Annotated in this window: 12 protein-coding genes and 5 tRNA genes; 2 read left to right on the top strand and 15 right to left on the bottom strand. The window is 32.3% G+C overall.

Going from position 1 to position 17,695, the window contains the following annotated elements; translation table 11 throughout:
• Window positions 1-45: 45 nt before the first annotated feature.
• From EAH81_RS24490 to EAH81_RS24550, 15 genes are all read right to left on the bottom strand, one after another.
• A complete protein-coding gene (locus EAH81_RS24490; protein ID WP_140511631.1) occupies window positions 46-3,819 on the bottom strand; it encodes a leucine-rich repeat domain-containing protein in 3,774 nt (1,257 codons plus the stop codon).
• Between the two features lie 238 nt (window positions 3,820-4,057).
• Window positions 4,058-4,133 (bottom strand) — tRNA-Ala (locus EAH81_RS24495).
• A 107-nt stretch (window positions 4,134-4,240) separates the two neighbouring features.
• Window positions 4,241-4,316 (bottom strand) — tRNA-Trp (locus EAH81_RS27300).
• A 138-nt stretch (window positions 4,317-4,454) separates the two neighbouring features.
• Window positions 4,455-4,528, bottom strand: a tRNA-Ser gene (locus EAH81_RS24500).
• Between the two features lie 3 nt (window positions 4,529-4,531).
• Window positions 4,532-4,604: transfer RNA gene (locus EAH81_RS24505), tRNA-OTHER, on the bottom strand.
• Between the two features lie 4 nt (window positions 4,605-4,608).
• Window positions 4,609-5,979, bottom strand: a complete 1,371-nt coding sequence (locus EAH81_RS24510; protein ID WP_140511632.1) for an SDR family NAD(P)-dependent oxidoreductase — start codon at window positions 5,977-5,979, stop codon at window positions 4,609-4,611.
• Between the two features lies 1 nt (window position 5,980).
• Window positions 5,981-6,670 (bottom strand): hypothetical protein, encoded by a 690-nt coding sequence (locus EAH81_RS24515; RefSeq protein WP_140511633.1) that lies wholly within the window; start codon window positions 6,668-6,670, stop codon window positions 5,981-5,983.
• A 36-nt stretch (window positions 6,671-6,706) separates the two neighbouring features.
• Window positions 6,707-7,531, bottom strand: coding sequence for a hypothetical protein (locus EAH81_RS24520; protein WP_140511634.1), 825 nt, complete (start codon window positions 7,529-7,531; stop codon window positions 6,707-6,709).
• A gap of 445 nt (window positions 7,532-7,976) precedes the next feature.
• Entirely contained in the window at window positions 7,977-8,777 is an 801-nt protein-coding gene (locus EAH81_RS24525) for a TatD family hydrolase (protein WP_140511635.1), read from the bottom strand.
• Window positions 8,778-8,968: 191 nt separating this feature from the next.
• The gene (locus tag EAH81_RS24530) at window positions 8,969-9,841 is read right to left on the bottom strand and encodes an AAA family ATPase (RefSeq protein ID WP_140511636.1); all 873 of its coding nucleotides are present in this window, start codon (window positions 9,839-9,841) and stop codon (window positions 8,969-8,971) included.
• A 1-nt stretch (window position 9,842) separates the two neighbouring features.
• On the bottom strand, window positions 9,843-10,859 hold the full coding sequence (locus tag EAH81_RS24535; RefSeq protein WP_140511637.1) for a T4 RnlA family RNA ligase: 1,017 nt from the start codon (window positions 10,857-10,859) through the stop codon (window positions 9,843-9,845).
• Between the two features lie 744 nt (window positions 10,860-11,603).
• Entirely contained in the window at window positions 11,604-12,020 is a 417-nt protein-coding gene (locus tag EAH81_RS24540) for a hypothetical protein (RefSeq protein WP_140511638.1), read from the bottom strand.
• Window positions 12,021-12,071: 51 nt separating this feature from the next.
• Window positions 12,072-12,374, bottom strand: coding sequence for a hypothetical protein (locus tag EAH81_RS24545; RefSeq protein ID WP_140511639.1), 303 nt, complete (start codon window positions 12,372-12,374; stop codon window positions 12,072-12,074).
• Window positions 12,375-12,891: 517 nt separating this feature from the next.
• Window positions 12,892-13,022, bottom strand: a tRNA-OTHER gene (locus tag EAH81_RS27305).
• 151 nt (window positions 13,023-13,173) lie between these two features.
• On the bottom strand, window positions 13,174-14,691 hold the full coding sequence (locus EAH81_RS24550; RefSeq protein WP_140511640.1) for a TROVE domain-containing protein: 1,518 nt from the start codon (window positions 14,689-14,691) through the stop codon (window positions 13,174-13,176).
• Between the two features lie 784 nt (window positions 14,692-15,475).
• On the opposite strand from EAH81_RS24550, the gene EAH81_RS24555 reads away from it, so the two are divergent.
• Window positions 15,476-16,090, top strand: a complete 615-nt coding sequence (locus EAH81_RS24555) for a hypothetical protein (protein WP_140511641.1) — start codon at window positions 15,476-15,478, stop codon at window positions 16,088-16,090.
• Between the two features lie 496 nt (window positions 16,091-16,586).
• Complete coding sequence (locus EAH81_RS24560) at window positions 16,587-17,600, top strand: helix-turn-helix transcriptional regulator (protein ID WP_140511642.1); 1,014 nt, start codon at window positions 16,587-16,589, stop codon at window positions 17,598-17,600.
• Window positions 17,601-17,695: the final 95 nt, after the last annotated feature.

Genomic DNA, 17,695 nt, shown 5'->3' on the forward strand with positions numbered 1-17,695 from the left:
AAAAGCGCAAATTTTTAAGGTTTGCGCTTTTTTGTCTTTTACCTTTTACAATTCTCCTGCAATTGTATCTTCTTGAGCTTTCATTTTTTCTTTAGATTGCCCTAAAACTCCTGAGGTACTATTTGGATCAATTTTTCTGAAATGATGTTTTTTTAAATCATCTACAATTTCATACCAAGCGTTATTTGATTTATCATATGAATTTATAGCTTTACCTTTGAAATTTGAAGAATATTTTCCTAATAAATCTTCCCAATGAATCTTTTCTAAAATTATTGGAATTAAAACAACATTATCTGTTGGATCATTATCTCTTTCAATTCCTCTTTTTACTTCTTCATCCAAAATAAATGGAGTGCTGAAAAAATCAGTACTTATAAAATAAAGAATGATATCAGCTTCATAAAACTTATTTTTTATTTTTGAATCCCAATCTTCACCAAGTTGCAACTCTGAACAATGCCAAGTTTCCACTTCTTTAGTTAATTTGAATGGTGCAATTTGCTTTTGAAATTCGTTTACTTCTTTTTTATTTTCCTTTGCATAAGAAATAAATATTCTTTTCATATTTTCAGCATTTATATTTGTTGTGAAACTTCTATATAATCCACTAGCTTTTTCGCTAAATTTCGTCTTATCTATTCTCCTTATTTCAATTTCTTTGTTATTTTGAATTTCCTTACTAATTTCTAAACCAAAGGACATAATTTTATTAAATGTTTTTTCTTTGTCTTCTAAATCTTTATGATTTACAAAATATTTATTATCAATTGAAATATATAAATCCTCGGGACTTTCCAATGAATCTTTAATAAATTCATAATAAATATTTGTACTTAAATTTCTTTCATTTAACTTTTCTGTTTTTATATCCAAGTCTATTTTTTTTTCTATATTTTTCTCGTTAAAAGTTTCAAATTTGTAAATTTTAGATTCAATAAAATCGTTATTCTTAAATTTATTGTTTTTATCCCAGTATAAATCCAAAATATCTGTAAATATTTCTTGTTGTATTTTCTCCATTTTACTGTTACTATCTTTAGATTTTATAGATACTAAAATTTCTAAATTCGTGAAATCTAACTTAATTAATATTTTTGAATTTCCTTTGGTAAATAGTAATTGGTCTCTCCAATAATATTTTTTATGCTTATTTTTTCCATAATGACATATTAACTGATTAATTAATCCAAATGGAATAAAATATTCAAATTTCATAATAAAATTTGGCTCAATAAAATCAAAAGTCAGAAGCTCATATATTCTATCATCTTCTTCTGTCAAACATAAATAACCTGGTATAATATACTGATCATCAAATTCATCAAAAAATATAACTTTCTGGTTTAGTAACAACTTTACTATTTTTTGATCAGCAAATCCATCTAAAACACTTCTTTCAACGATACCTTTCTTTTCTATAATATTACTTTTAGACAATATACTATCGTGAATGTATTGAATTGTTTTTGAAGGATCAAGCCAAACAATATCCTTCAAATCAATATCATCTTTATAATATAGAACTAAACCCGTTTGAGCCAATTCCCTTAGAACTTCTGGCAATAACAAATTATCTTTATCGCTGTCCCTTTTATATTCATTTGCCAATTCAGACAATAAAATATAATTTTGTGTACTTGTCCTTAAAATATAATTTAAAAACTCCTTAAACCAGATTGGCTCCCTTTTTTCAATTTGTTTTTGGTTAATTAGTTCTTTTAAAGTTTCTTCCAAATAATTCAAACTTATCATTTGAGTTACAGATTCATTTATAGAATCCTGATTAAGCGAAATAAAAAACTCATTTTTGATATTGAAATTTTCGCAATCACCTTTATAAGCCTCTCTACTATGATTTTCTATATCGGCATGAGTTTGAACTAATAAAATTGGTTCTGCTTTTTCAGATTCTGATAAACTCAAAATATTTTTTCCTTTATCATATTGAAATTTCAACTGATTCAGCCAATAATCGCGATTATAATCCCGCGTTAATTGCTTATTTCTATCTCTTCTTATTTGATTTTTATCATAATCTTTATTCCATAACAGAATATTAATTGAGTCATTACTTAAAAAAGCTTTATATAAACCATGATAATAATCTTGTCCTCCAAAATCATAAAAAACTGCTTCTGGAATTGCATTTTTTCTTAACTTTTTTGGCAATGTTTCAATTTGAACAATGTGCGTACTAAGAAAAGAATTCCCTATTACTCTAGGAACTTTAGTTTGTAGAATATAATCTAATAAGGTAGATTTTCCACTTTCAGTATTACCTAAAAATAAAACCTTGGCAGGTAACCTATACATTTTTTTAGATTCATTAATTTTTTTTAAAGCATTTAAAATTGTATCATAATGATTACTTTTTTCTTCTAACAGTATTTCGTTAATCTTGAAACAAGGATTATAAGAAGCTTTTATATTTAATGACGGTAAATTATAAATAAACTCGAACTGCTCAATTTCTGAAATTTGATTACTTTCTAATTCTAAAATTTTCAAAGAGGTAAGCTCTTTAAGTACCGAAATATCCTTAACATTATTGCCACTTAAATATAACGAACTGATTTCAATTAGATCTTTTATGACGTCTATATTTGAAATTTTATTATAATTCAAATATAGAGTAGTAATAGATTTTATTTTTTTTAAAAATGAAATCTCTACAATATTATTACTACCCAAAAATAAAGTTCTGATGTTTAGTTTTTCAAGAAAAGAATAATCTGAAATTATAACATTACTTAAGAACAATCTATTAATTTTTTTTAAATTTTTAATAATAGAAAAATCAGATACGTTTTTGTTATTGCTCAAATCTAAAAAAATAATTTCTTTTAACCCTTTAAGAATTGTAATATCAGAAATGTTTACATTTCTGGACAAACTCAAATCTTTAAGATTTATAAGATTTTCTAATGCTAAGATTTCCGAAATTTTGTTATTACTTAAATCTAAATTAGATATTTTTTGTAGATTTTTTAGAGGAGAAATGTCTTCTATATTATTATTATCTAATTGTAAATGTTCTAAATCGATCAAATTTTCAAGATGTGATATATCCGAAATTCGATTACCTTGCAAAAATAAATATTTTAATTTTAATAAATTTTGGAAAGAAGACATATTAGAAATTTCGTTCTTACTTAAATGTAAACTTGTTAATTCTTTTAGTCCTTCTAAATGAGAAATATCAGTAATCTCATTATTTGATAGATCTAAAAAATTTAATTCTTTTAAATCTTCAAGTGCCACAATATTAGATATATGGTTATTATTTAGATGTAAAGATTTCAATCTCATTAAATTATCTAAAAAAGAAAGATTGTAAATTATATTGTAATTTAAATTTAGATCTATCAACTCTGTTAATTCACAAAGAAACTCGATTTCTGAAATTTGATTTTCACTTAAATTTAAATTATTTAATGATATTAAATTAGCTAGAGAAGAAGCATCATAGATAGAATTGCCATTTAATATTAAGGTTTTTAAATTTGTTAATCTTCCCAAACAATAAATGTCAGAAATTTGATTACCACTTAAATTAATACTTTCTAATCCTTGTAAATTTTCAATTCCTGAAATATCTAAAATTTGATTATAACTTAAATTTAGCGATTTTAAAAAAGGAAAATTCTTTAAAAAAGATATATTAGAAATTTTGTTATGAATTAAACTTAGGGAAACAATATTGCTATTTTCATCAAGTAAAAAGTAATTTTTATTATTCAAACTTGAATTAGAATATTCAGAAATTACAATATTATAATATTTTTCTAAAACCACAATTTCCTTAGGTTTACTCATATCAATACATTTTGGTTAATCAAAATATTTTATCAAATCTAATTATAATATTGCCAGTAATTTTATGGTTATCCGTAAATACTAGTATAATTCAATTATAAGTTGTTTTTTATAATACTTTTTCTTATTAATAAATTCTTCAAATATAAATAAACAATAAGCCTTTAAACCCAGTAAAAACACCTGAATTTAAAAGCCAATCTCACAAAATTTTATATGGATTTTTCACCTAAAAAAATAAAGGTGCGCAAGGATTCGAACCCGCAACCTCTTGCCTGCCGAGCAAACGCTCTTCCAATTGAGCTAACACCTTTATATGAATTTGCCGCAAAGACACTAAGGCACAAAGTTTTTTTTACTTTTTTCCTCAGCTTTGAACCTTTATTCCTTTGCTACTTTGTTCCTTAAAATCTAAAATAAATAAAAGTGCGCCTGGACTCGAACCTGCATCCTTCCCCCGTGGTGGGGAACGCTCTTCCAATTGAGCTAACACCTTTATATGAATTTGCCGCAAAGACGCGAAGACACAAAGTTTTTTTTACTTTCTTTCTCAGCTTTGAACCTTTGTCCCTTTGTCCCTTTGTTCCTTTGAAAAACCTTTATTCCTTTGAAGAACCTTTAAACCTAAAAAAAATAAAGGCGTGCAAGGACTCGAACCTGCATCCGTCAGTTTAGCAAACTGCTGCTCTTCCAATTGAGCTAACGCCCTTCGTGGGATAGTTGGGACTCGAACCCAAAACTACTGCGGTGTTTACAATTATTTTTCCAATTAAACTACTTCTCCCTTTTTTACCATTGAGAAACTTTATAATTTTTCAATAAGACCCCAAATATACTTTTTCCGTTGATTCCTTGAACTATTGGATCAAAAATTCTACTGGCGCCATCAACAGAATCCAGCGGCGGAATATATCCTTCTTCGAATTGTTTTTTTCGCAGACTTTCTTTTGCGCCCGTCGAAATCCAGCCTACATCTACGCTTGTCATAAAAATAGAATCAACAGCAAATTCTCGTGCCGAAGTCAGCGTCATCATATTCAAAGCCGCCTTTGTCATATTGGTATGCGGATGAAAAACGGTTTTATTGGTATAACTAAAAATCCCTTCAGACGAAGTTACATTTACAATAAAACGTTCCTCAAAACCGGAATTCAGAAACAATGGTTTCAACTCTTTTATTAAAAAATAAGGCGCAATTTGATTGATTAAATTCACCTCAACCAATTCATACATACTGATTTCTTCCAGAGTCGAATTCCAACTTGTCTTTTCGCGATTATCAACCGGTTGTCCAAAACGGGTAAGCTGTACTTCGGTTTTTTCTCCAGAACTGTATTCTAATGCTTTTACTTCTTTTGTAACTGCGGTTTGATTGGCAATTAAATTGCTATTGGCTTGAAAACTGATCAATAAATTTTCTTCCTTTTTAATCAAAGGCTGATAATATTCATCAGTATATTTTATGGTTTGTGCGGCATTGTTGATCAAAATATCCAGGCTTTGGAACTTCGATTTAAAAAAAGAAATAAACTCCGTAATGGCATTTAAATTTCTAAGATCTAAACCGTAAACAATTAGATTTTCTTTCCAATTTTCAAAATCACTTTCCTGCATGAATTGCTCCAAAGCCAGCGCAGGAAAACGGGTTGTAAGTACCACATTTGCATTATTTCGCAATAATCTCAGCGCGGTTGCAAAACCAACTTTTACACGGCCTCCGGTTAAAATAACGTTTCGGCCTTTTAAATCCAGATTCTGAAAACGTTTTGCATAATTTTCTTCGGCACAATCCGGACAAAGTCTGGTGTAGAAACTATGCGCCAATTTATACGATTGATTGCAGCAATAACAGTTTTTGGGCAAATTTAATTCGGTAAATTGCTGTTCGTCAGGATTCTCTTTTTCCGAAAACAAAGTCGTTCCGTTTAAAGCATTTGAGACTAATTCGGCATTGAGACTTGTTTGAAGATCTTCCTGCTTTTTTGACGTATAACTTACATTACGGATATTCTTTTTTGCGTTCTTGTGAATTTTGGTAATCAAACCGGCAAACAAATTATTGTCGGGATTTTCAAATGGATTTTCTTTTAATGCGTTCAGGACTTTTATACAACTTTGCCATTCTTCGTCACTAAAAGTATGTTTTATATCTTCTTTCATTTTATTCTTCTAAAAAATGTTCTAAAAACCCAATGAATTTCTTTCCATCACCAGACCATCTCATTCCTTGTCCGTTTGGTACTCTGATTTCGTAAACAATCTCATGTTTATAATGATGAAATACATTCCACCATGTTTTATTTAGGATAATATAGTCAATTAATTTCTCTACCGTTTCCTGTTTTTGTTGGGTATTTCCTTTTATTTCGCCAAAAATACTGTCTTTTTTTCTGCCAACATGTTTTTCCCAAGCTCTCGCCACAATAGTGGTTTCGCTATTAAAAGGCTGAAAACAACTCTCTAAAAGAATTTCTTTTGCAGGCGGAATTGCCGTTTCATCACGCACACTTGCCGGAGTCAATCGCTGTCCCAAAATAAGCAAAATAATTCCGAATGGCGTCTTTTCGAACATATTAATAATTTCCAATTTCAATTGATCTGAATTGCTTTCGAAAGCTTCAAAAACACTTTTAAAATAAGGCAGAAAATCTTTTTTCGAAATTAAAATCTCTTCTTTAAAAGAAGGTAATCCTGAAATTTCAGACTTTTGATTTTGATAAAAATGAAACAGCTTTTCCGAGAAATCATATAAATTTTCATCGGTTAAAAACAAAGCATATTTCTCTTTCCATTCTTTATTTAAGTCTGGAATTGTTGCTTTTATTTCGTTATAAAATTGAGTTGCATTCATTGTTTATTGGCTTTTCGATTCTAGTTTTCTGAATATTTAATTCGGTTTTGAAACTAAAAAATCTGAAATCAGTCGTTGTTTGAATCGGTCTATAGGTTTCAAATCGACATTGGTATCTCCGTTATGAATATCAAAAGGATCGTCTAATCCGCTGATTAATAAATACAAATAGCAAAATATAAAGGTGATCGCAGAAGTTACCAAATAATCTGCCGAAGGGCTTTTGAATTTGCTAATCAATAAAAATGACATGACAATAAACAAAATACTTTGAAGCAGAATATATGCGGGTTTGATGAAGTTGTTTCGCGAAATCGTATAGGCACGCGTAAGCTGTTTTCGCATCGCATTCGTATTTTCCTGTATGCCTTTTATGGCTTCTTTGTCGACGCCTCTTTCGGCAAAATAATAGGCAATTTCGTTTGATTTCCGAATTAAGGGAAAGATAACGGTAGAATCTTTTCCGCTGGAATAGATCCAATCAATAATGCCATTAGTAATGGAAATCATTTCTTCGCGCAAAAAAGTGCTGTTTAATTCTTCCATACACAAATCTGAAGTTCCTGTTCTTGGCGCTCTAAAAGCGAGATAAATCCAATCTTTGATCGCTTCCAAATTTGAAGCAACTTCTCCCGGGATTTTTTCACTTTCTTTAAAATCGGTCATCGTTGCTGCCAATAATAATCCAAATACAAAAAATGCTCCGGTGAAAATAATCGTAATATCTGATAATTCAATCAAATCATGAAAATCCTGTCCGTAGAAAGAAAGGTTTTTGAATACAAAATTTTTAATTCCTAATACAGCCAATGCAGCAATAAGTGACTTTATGATTATGGTTCTGTGCAGTACGAATTTCATTATTATTTTTTTAGGCAAATTAAATAAATATTTATATCTCCCGTTCTATCCTGATATAAATCTGTTTGTTTTTTTGCCACGAAGGCGCTAAGACGCAAAGTTTTTTTTGCCACTAAGGCGGTAAGACACAAAGTTTTTTATTCTCTTGGTGTGGTTTTAATCGCGCAAAGACGCAGAGTCGCAAAGTTTTTTTTTTGCCACGAAGGCGCTAAGACACAAAGTTTTTTTTTATTCTCTTGGTCTGGTTTTAATCTCGCAAAGACGCGGAGTCGCAAAGTTTTTTTTTGCCACGAAGGCACCAAGACGCAAAGTTTTTTTATTCTCTTGGTATGGTTTTAATCTCGCAAAGACGCGGAGTCGCAAAGTTTTTTTGTTTTTATCCTTTGTTCCTCTGCACCTTTGCCACTTTGAACCTTTGAACCTTTGAACCTTTGCCACTTTGAACCTAGATATTAAAAAAGTTTTTCGCATTCTTCGTTGTTTCTTCCGCAACTTTAATTCCTGAAACTCCTTTGAACTGTGCAATTGTTGCTGCAACAAAAGGCAGAAAAGCAGGTTCGCAACGGCGTTCGTGGTATTTCTTTAAAAGACTGTTCGGAACATTTTTTGGGAGCATAAAAGGTGCATCGGTTTCGATCATCATTCGGTCAAGCGGAATGTATTGTATCACTTCTTTTAAATGCTCAAAACGTTTGCTGTCGGATATTGCTCCTGTAAAACCAAGATAAAATCCGTTATCAAGATAAGTTTTGGCTTCTTGTAAATTTCCTGTAAAACAATGCACAACGGCTTTTGGCAATTGTGGCAAATAGTCTTTTGTAATGTCCATAAACTTTGTAAAAGCGGCTCTTTCGTGCAAAAACAAAGGTTTCTGAACTTCGATTGCCAATTCTAATTGGGCTTTGTAACAGGTTTCCTGAATATTTCTGGGCGAAAAGTCCCGATCAAAATCGAGTCCGCACTCGCCTACTGAAACTACTTGTTTCTGTTTTAATAAATTTCTCAGTTTCGGAATACTCTGCGCATCAAAACTCTTCGCATCATGCGGATGAATTCCTGCTGTTGCGTATAATATTCCGGGATATTCTTTTGCTATTCGCGAAGATTCTTCACTGTTTCTTACGCTTGTTCCGGTTAGTATCATTTGCGATACATCGGCATCTAATGCGTTTTGTACGACATCGTCTATGTCGTTTTGGAATTGTTTATTGGTTAAATTAATTCCCATATCTATGTATGTATTCATTTTTTTTATTTTTTAAGATTTGGTAGAAGAAAGATGCAAGAGGCAAGACTTAATCTTAAAACCTAGTTTATTTCATCTTGCTTCTTTATTCCCATCCTTTTCAACCTAACTTCTTTCATAAACACTCTTCATCTTGCTTCTTGTTTCTTGCATCGTTTTCATCTTTGTCCCTCTGCACCTTTGAACCTCTTCTAGAAATCTCCATAGTAAACCTGGAAGCAAGGTAATTTCAAATCATTTCTCCAAGTATCAACTACTTGATTTCTGTCGTCTAAGACAAATTCTACAAAGTATTTATCTTTGATGGATTCGTTGTAGATTTCGGTTTTTATGACGGAATCTTTTCGGCTGTCTTTGGTTTTTCTCATGATTAAGGCATCGTATTCGATTTCATGTTTTTCAAGAAAACGCAACGTTGGTTCTTTGTACCGGTCTTCTCTTCCTGAAACCAGTAATATTTCATAACCCAATTTCTTGTAATTTCTCAAAACATTCGCCACCGGATTATTGATTTCGTCTTCGTCACATTTGCTCGCATCAAAAGGATTTCGTCCGTTCATTAATGCCAGTGTTCCGTCAAGATCGCAAATTATGGCTTTTGGCAAATCAGGGTTTTGATCGCAGTATTCCGGAGAACCTTTAAAGAATTGTCGGTGCATTTTTTTGATCACTTTTTCTCCAACAGGTTTCTCTCTCAACGCATCTCTTTCGATACAAACCGCAACATCTGTATTGACTTCCAGAACCTCAACTTCTACCTTTTCATTGAATTTTGTGTTGTATTCCTGAACCAATTGTGAAACACGTTTAAAATTAGTATCCGATAAATTGGTATCATCAATCACAATGCTTTTTCCTTCTTCCAAAGCTTTTACGATTAATAAATCACGTACTTTTTTAACGAATTTCTCATTGCTTTGTGTCGTGTTTCCGTTGTCAAACATCGCACGTAAATCGTCTCTGTTGATTCTTTTATAAGTTTCAGGATTATCTGCAATTATCTTTTTTGCCAAAGTAGATTTCCCACTTCCCGGTAATCCTTTCATTAAAATTACTTTTCTCATTTTATTCTTCTTCTCTATTAAACGGTTTTTCAAATGTTGGCCGAATCATTTTCCATATAATCACCGAATAATCTTTGTTATTCAGCATGGCAAATAATACGCCCGAATGTTGACAAGTCAGGAAATACAAAGCGGTTTCTTTGACCGTTTCAAATACTTTGAAATCCTTTTCGGCCTGATCTTTTATTACCGCATATTTCGTTTCTAAATCTTTTTTAGTTTCTTTTACCCAATAAAAAAACTCGTCCGGAACTCGTTCCAGAATTTCTTCCATTGGCTGATTGGTTTTCAAATATTCCCAGATATTCAAGTTAGAAACCTGAGTAATAATTCGGTGTAAACGAAGATACTCTTCAAATTTAATTTTTACCCTGAAATTGTTTGAATATTTAATGATAAAACCTTCTTTGTCCGCAATATCCATTTCTTTTAAAACCAAAAGATCTTTGATTCCGTTATACTTCTCAACCACAGGAAAACCAAGATCTTCAAGGTCAAATTCTTCTCCGGATTGTGTATCAATAATTGCCAGCAAAACCAATTCTTCTGAAGCTCCGTAATCTAAAACAACTCGGTTTTCAGGATAAATAATTTCGAACATATACGTTTTGTTTTTATCCAAAAGTTCCCATGTCGTTTTGTATTTTCCGTGTAACATTTCATTTGCTTTATCCGACTGAACGCTCGAAAAAGAACCTCGGCTTGCGATAAAAGGAACATCGTTTATCCAATATAAAATTCCCAATGAACCGTCCATTTTATCATAAACTTCAAAAGCTGTATTAGGAAGAACCTGATTTTCGATTTCGCCCAAATTGAAAAACTTAGGAAAAGGTCTTGCGATTACATTTCCGTTTTTGTCCAAAATTAAACCTCTGCAAGCCAAGGTTACATCATTCCAGATTCTCTCAAATTGTGCGCTTTGGGTATAATTGTATATGTATAAATCATGTTGTGGATGTTTATTTACCCTTACATAATTTTTGGAAATCATCTCTTTTAAAAGTGCTGTATTCATAAGTTCTAATCTTTAAACAAAGATTCAAAAGTTACTGCGCAGTTATCTTGCGTAGAAGCTGAAAAGTAAGTTTTATTTTGATATATATTATTTCGCGCGAAGACGCTAAGGCACAAAGTTTAACCGCAATATTGTCATCTCGATCCCGAGGCTTCGGGAGAGAAATCCTCGTAAGTGACTCGACAAAGATTAGTCAGCACATTTTGTGTCATTTCAATTTCTATGATAATACCAATTTTTTTTAGGAGCTAATCCCGCTATCCGTTACAATCTTTTGTGGCTCCCGAAGCCTCGGGACCGCCACAAAAGGATTTTCTCCCGAAGCTTCGGGACTATCGGGGCTAGGGCAATCATTTTCATAATAATATTTTCGTCTAATTTGTCATTTCGAGGAACGAGACCCGAGCGATAGCGAACAGACGAAGTAAATCACATAAAGTAGCTCGACAAAGATTGGCGATTACGGGAACGGAGTTTCTTGTGTGATTTCTCCCTCTGGTCGAAATGACAAGATGGGGTGTAGCCAATAGTTTATGCATAAAATTGGCCAGCGCATTTTTGCCATTTCGAGGCACGAGAAATCCTCGTAAGTGACTCGACAAAGATTAGTCAGCACATTTTGTGTCATTTCGAGGAACGAGAAATCACATAAAGTAGCTCGACAAAGATTGGCGATTACGGGAACGGAGTTTCTTGTGTGATTTCTCCCTTTGGTCGAAATGACAAACACAACGATTAAACCAATTAAAATTTCTCATTTAACATGTCAATACATTCCTCTTTACAAGTCAAAAAACCATTTGCCGATTTAAATTCTCCAAAATCATGAAGCAGTTTCAGCCAATGCTTGATATATTTCTGTAAAATCATTTTATCTTCTGCCGTAATTGTTTTTCTATATATAAATCCATCCAAATCATTGAAATGGTTTACGAAGTTCTTCTTGGTATATATTTCAATATCGTTTTCGATAAGTGCGATATTTTGTCCGACATAAAAGGCTATAATTTTCCAAATATCTTCATCTTTCGTATTCTTCTGATGAAATTCTGAAAGCGAAAAAAAATCTATTTTGTCCAGTACTTCCAATTTCAAATTAAAATCATGTATTCCTTTTAAAATTGGTCGAATCTGAGTTCTATATTCTGTTCGCGTTAACATCGTCAAAACGGTTCGAACGGCTTTGTAAATAGCCAGTGTTTTGTTTCTGATTTATTTTTTGGTGACTAATAATTCATATTCCTGTTGATGTAAAGGATACGTTTCAAGTAATGCATTATTGAGGGAATCAATCCAGGATTTGGTAAAAATTGTATCCGAGATTTTCCCGTTTTCGATTACTGCCAATGTTGCATTCCAATTCAGATTGTATTCTTTCAAAAGAAAAAAAACCTTGTTTTTTCGGTCTTCCTGTGTTTCCGGCATATCTTCTTTTGGAACTATAATAATAACATCCTGATCCGTAGAATCATCAGAACCATAAATATAATACGGATAAGGAAAAGCATTTTTCATTTGTGATTGTATTAATTTGATGATACAAATATTAAAAAAAGCTGCGCAGTTATTTTGCGCAGCTTTTATAATTTTTAAAAGAGGTAATGTTTAGGGATGGTTTGTTTTTCATTGGAATCGAAGTAACCATTTCCTGACGACACTCTTTTTTAAGAGCAATATTCTATTAGCGACTTTTAGGATTCGAACCTAATATAATCATGCCGCGAAGTAACACTTTATACACGGCATATTATAATTTTGAAAAAGCAACAATTGATGAGAATTCTTTTTGGAACGAAGTATTTCTCACACACAACATTTTTCGATTTTAAAAAGAAGTAAAAGACAATAAGAGAAACGGGGCTTGTCTTGCCAGAGTCGAACTGGATAACCTTGCTGATTCTACAACTTCGCTATTCCTCCCCAAATTTGAGACGAAGTAACTCTTGTTTACGACATTCTTTTTTATTTTAAAGTATTGGATAATAATCAATAAGAGACTATATAATTGTGTGTTACCATTTCACTATCAGCCTAAACTGAACAGGATTCGAACCTGTACTACAATTCCCCTGAAGTAACTCTTATCTACGAAACCAATACCTTTATTTTAAAACAAGGCTACATTCAAAAAGATATTTCTGCTCTAACCACTGAGCTACATTTCTATATATAACAATAAAATTGATGGGGATTGAACCCACGACACGAAGGAGCTCTTTTTTACGACACTTGTTTTTTATTATTTTTCAATGAACATTTCTATTGCAAAGATTCAAATACTACTGCGCAATTATTTTGCGCAGCAGATATTTTTCTACAATTCTATACGGTTAATGTAATTCAACGCGCTATTTTTATCGTCTAAAGCATTCAATACATCAAACACTTTATCTGACCAACCGGCTATTAAATACACATCGTTTTTCTCGACATTTATTGGTGTCTGACCGTAACCTGCCAAGTCAAACAAATACAATTTTGCATTTGGAGCGATCGCTTTGTATCGGTTCCATGAATACGCAAATGAATCTTTCGTCATATTACTATTCCACATTTGAACATCGGTAAATAGCATTACTTTATCAACGATTTCATTTCGTTTTATCAAATCTTCCAAAACCAAATAACCATTTGTCGAGTAACCTACTTCACCTTCTCGCTTGTAATATTCGTTTACGTTGGACAATATCGCTCGTTTTGGCATATTGATAATTTTCCATCGATCACCAAACATACCACTTACCACATCTTTGCAACGGCTTTGCAGCAACATACCCAACATCAAACCAATATCGTAAAGCATTATTTTACTTTTTGGCGAGATGTTTTTTTGCATCGAACCAGAAACATCACAAGCTATTACAACTGATGTACTGACATCAAAACCTTTTATGTTTTGTGCGCTCGCCATAACAGCCTCTTCTAAAGCATCCAAAATCATTGGTACGTATTTAGAATTCAACTCTTTTAACTCACGATATGCAGCTAAAAATCGGAATGGTAATTGTTTCGAGTTTGCAACCGCTTTTTCATTAGAAAGATAATCACAAACTTTTGAGATATGATATCGCGAAACATTGGCTTCGACTATATTTCGCAAATTACGCAACAATGCCATATAACCTATTTTGTTGCTATCGATCAATTCTTCCCATTTTTGGGTGAATGCTTTTTGCTTTTCGGCTTCGTTATAATATTTTAACTGACCTACTTTCGATAATTCGGTTTCCCAGGTATAAGGCGTTTGCAAAGCATCGTTTACTATTTTGTTGAATAATACTTGTTGTGCTTCGTCTTTTGCTTTTAGATGTACCAAAAACAAGGCATCTTTTAATTTTACCGCACCATCACGATTGTATTTTGCAAATTGGTATTCATCAAATTTATTGAATGAATTTGCTAAACCTTTTTGGATTTGTTTCGATAAACGGTTTAGTTTTTTCACGCCGTTTCGTTCGTTTGCCATTTGGTAATACGCCAATAATTCGGTTATTTCGTCGGCACGTTGTATAACTTGCGTAATCATTTTACTGATTAACGAATCACCGGAATATATTTTTGCTAATTCTACGATTAAAACTAATGGAACGGAACGCATGTGCATTTCGTTTCGGGCATAAACCGCCAATTTTGCTACAAATACCGGATTACTCTTTTGGATTAAATCTTTAATTCTTTCTAAACGAGTTGTATCTTTTTCATAAAATGAAGCATTTAAACTTGTTGTCACAACCGCTGCATACAATTCATAATCTGGCGTTAACGGAAAAGCTACAGCATTTTCGTAATTAACTACGGTGTTTTTTTCTTTTGCTAAAAAATTGAATTTCATAATTTCTCGTTTTTAAAAATTAAACAATCTCTTGTTGTTTCTTTTTGATGTTACAAAGATTTCGATTGTACTACGCACTTATTTTGCGCAGTAAAAAAATCTTTTATTTTTGTGACCCTGATGAGATTCGAACTCATATTCCCTTTCGGGCATTGCGGCTCTAAATACGCTTCCCTACTTTCCCTAACGATTTCGGTGCTTCTGTAAATTCTACCCATTAGTCCGCTCGGGTCTAACCGGAATATCCGCAAACTCTACAGTCAGTAATTTTTCTGTAGGCTTTTCCTTTTAAGCTACAAGGCCTTTCGTTTTGACATTACAAAGATTTCAGAACCACTACGCAATTATTTTGCGCAGTAAAAAAAGAATTCTATATTTGAGTAGATATTTAGGTGACAAAAATCGCCTAAGTCCCATAGGGATGGCATATTTATAGATTTTTTTAGATTTGACAAAAACAATAAAGTCCCAGAGGGACAACATATTTATAGCTATTATTGAGATTTGATAAAATCACGAAAGTCCCAGAGGGACGACATATTTATAGCTATTTTTAAGATTTGACAAAAACCATAAAGTCCCAGAGGGACGACATATTTATAGCTATTTTTCCAAAAACATTTCAAGAACCCCAGCGGGGTGACATATTTTATTGATTAAACATAAAAGCCGAAATGTCGCTCCGCTGGAGCTTTTGATCCCTTCTAATAAATTGCTATAAATATTACGGCTATAAATATTACGCTCCTATGGAGCTTTACATTAAGATTTAAATAAAAACTACATGAATTTAAAGGAAAAATATGCCGAATTGCTTGCAAATATTGGCTTTGACGAAAAAGCAATTGAAAAAAATTGGTTTGATTTAGAAAAGGCATATTCCAAGAAATCAAGATATTATCACAATCTGACGCATATTAACGATATGATTGAATGTTTTGAAATGTATTTTGACAAACTTCAATTCCCAAATGAGGTTTTGTATTCGATCTTTTATCATGACTATATCTATGTAAGCAGTAAAAAAGATAACGAGCTCAAAAGTGCTGAGTTTGCAGTTAAAATTCTGCCGAAAAGTTCTAATATAAATCAGAAATTGGTATTTGATATGATTTGTGCGACGCAATTGCACCAACATAATGAGGTTGAAGATATTAATTGGTTAATTGATTTTGATTTGAAAATTCTTGCCCGAGGTTGGTCTGAATATCAAATTTATTTTGAACAGATTCGAAAGGAATATCGCATTTATCCTGATTTTCTTTATAAACCGGGACGCGCAAAGGCTTTGAAACATTTTCTGGAATATGATTCTATTTTTCAAACAGATGTATTCAGGAAATTGTATGAAAAGAAAGCAAGGACGAATATTGAACGGGAGGTTTTATTCTTGACGTAAAAATTTTCGTGATTTATTTACAACGAATTTCTGTAGAGGAACACAGCAGTGCGTCTTTCGCGATCTGAATAAATTGTGGTTACGATGTGTTAGACGCACTGCTGTGCGTCTCTACGGAAAATGATGGCGGAAAATTGGAATCTAGAATTGGGAATTGAAAAACCCAGATTATAACAATGTATAAACGAGATTTTGTTGTTATCATAATTACGTGAGGGATAGAGGCGATATCCTTTTGTGAAGTGGAACGGAACAAAAGATAAAGCCGAAAGCCCGACCCGGAGGGACACACCCAAAACATGCTGGTAATATAATTGTTAAGCAAAAAAATAATCGCGCAAAGTAGCAAAGTAGCAAAGTTTTATTTTTAAAGCCACTCCCGATAGCTATCGGGATAAAGTATAAAAAATGATTAAAAAAATCTGCTCGATCTGCTAAATCTGCGAGAAACAAAAAAACTTAGTGCCTTTGCGCCTTTGCGGCAAAACAAAATAATATGTCTCAAAACAAGAATGCCTTAATACGGTACAAAACGATAGACAAATGTCTACAAAATAAATATCGGCAATGGACTTTGGAGGATTTGATCGAATATTGTTCTGAAGCTTTGTTTGAATATGAAGGTCGGGAAAATCCAATTAGCAAACGGACAATCCAAATGGATATTCAGCTGATGCGAAGTGAAAAACTGGGTTATAATGCGCCAATTGTCGTTTATGACAAGAAGTTCTATAAATATGAGGACGACGAGTTTACGATTACGGATATTCCGCTGACGGAAACGGATATGAATGTTTTGACGGAAACGGTTTCGATGCTGAAGCAGTTTAAGGATTTTTCGCTGTTTAATGATGTATCGGATATTTTGCAGCGTTTGGAGGATAAAATCTATTCGGAGAAATCGCATACGAAGCCTGTTATTTATCTGGACAAAAACGAGGGTTTAAAGGGTTTGCATTATCTGGACGAGATTTATCAGGCGATTATCAAGAAGGTTGTTCTTGTGATTACTTATAAATCATTTAAATCGAAGGAGGAAAGTAAATTTCATTTTCATCCCTTTATTTTGAAGGAATTCAATAATCGTTGGTTTTTGATTGGAAAAACTAAGGGTTCTCAACCCATTACGAATTTGGCGCTGGACAGAATTATTGCGATCGATTACGATTTTAACCTTCCTTATATAGAGGAGGATTTTGATGCTGAAGTCTATTACGAGAATATTATTGGCGTAACAGTAAATTCGGGTTTGAAACCCAGAAGAATTGAACTTTGGATTGATGCCACAAATGCACCTTATGTTTTGACAAAACCGTTGCATCATACCCAAAGATTAATTCAGGAAAATGAAGACAATAGTGTTATTATTCATCTAATGATTTCTCCTAATTATGAAATGGAACGTATTTTATTGGGTTTTGGTGACGGAATTGAGGTTTTGCGTCCTGAAAATCTTCGGAATCGGATGAAAAAAATCCTTCAGAAAGCGATTACACGATATGAAGACTAAAGTTTATTCGCACTTTATTATATCTTTTTTTACATAAAGAAGAATTTTAGTCCGTTTTAGATACGTAAAACTTTTTTTAAGTCTTAAAATTTGTT

Source organism: Flavobacterium pectinovorum (assembly GCF_006438875.1).
Taxonomy (GTDB): Bacteria; Bacteroidota; Bacteroidia; order Flavobacteriales; family Flavobacteriaceae; genus Flavobacterium; species Flavobacterium pectinovorum_A.

Coding starts and splice junctions, on each gene's coding strand:
- EAH81_RS24490 (WP_140511631.1), bottom strand. CDS start 3,819: ATGAGTAAACCTAAGGAAATTGTGGTTTTAGAAAAATATTATAATATT.
- EAH81_RS24510 (WP_140511632.1), bottom strand. CDS start 5,979: ATGAAAGAAGATATAAAACATACTTTTAGTGACGAAGAATGGCAAAGT.
- EAH81_RS24515 (WP_140511633.1), bottom strand. CDS start 6,670: ATGAATGCAACTCAATTTTATAACGAAATAAAAGCAACAATTCCAGAC.
- EAH81_RS24520 (WP_140511634.1), bottom strand. CDS start 7,531: ATGAAATTCGTACTGCACAGAACCATAATCATAAAGTCACTTATTGCT.
- EAH81_RS24525 (WP_140511635.1), bottom strand. CDS start 8,777: ATGAATACATACATAGATATGGGAATTAATTTAACCAATAAACAATTC.
- EAH81_RS24530 (WP_140511636.1), bottom strand. CDS start 9,841: ATGAGAAAAGTAATTTTAATGAAAGGATTACCGGGAAGTGGGAAATCT.
- EAH81_RS24535 (WP_140511637.1), bottom strand. CDS start 10,859: ATGAATACAGCACTTTTAAAAGAGATGATTTCCAAAAATTATGTAAGG.
- EAH81_RS24540 (WP_140511638.1), bottom strand. CDS start 12,020: ATGTTAACGCGAACAGAATATAGAACTCAGATTCGACCAATTTTAAAA.
- EAH81_RS24545 (WP_140511639.1), bottom strand. CDS start 12,374: ATGAAAAATGCTTTTCCTTATCCGTATTATATTTATGGTTCTGATGAT.
- EAH81_RS24550 (WP_140511640.1), bottom strand. CDS start 14,691: ATGAAATTCAATTTTTTAGCAAAAGAAAAAAACACCGTAGTTAATTAC.
- EAH81_RS24555 (WP_140511641.1), top strand. CDS start 15,476: ATGAATTTAAAGGAAAAATATGCCGAATTGCTTGCAAATATTGGCTTT.
- EAH81_RS24560 (WP_140511642.1), top strand. CDS start 16,587: ATGTCTCAAAACAAGAATGCCTTAATACGGTACAAAACGATAGACAAA.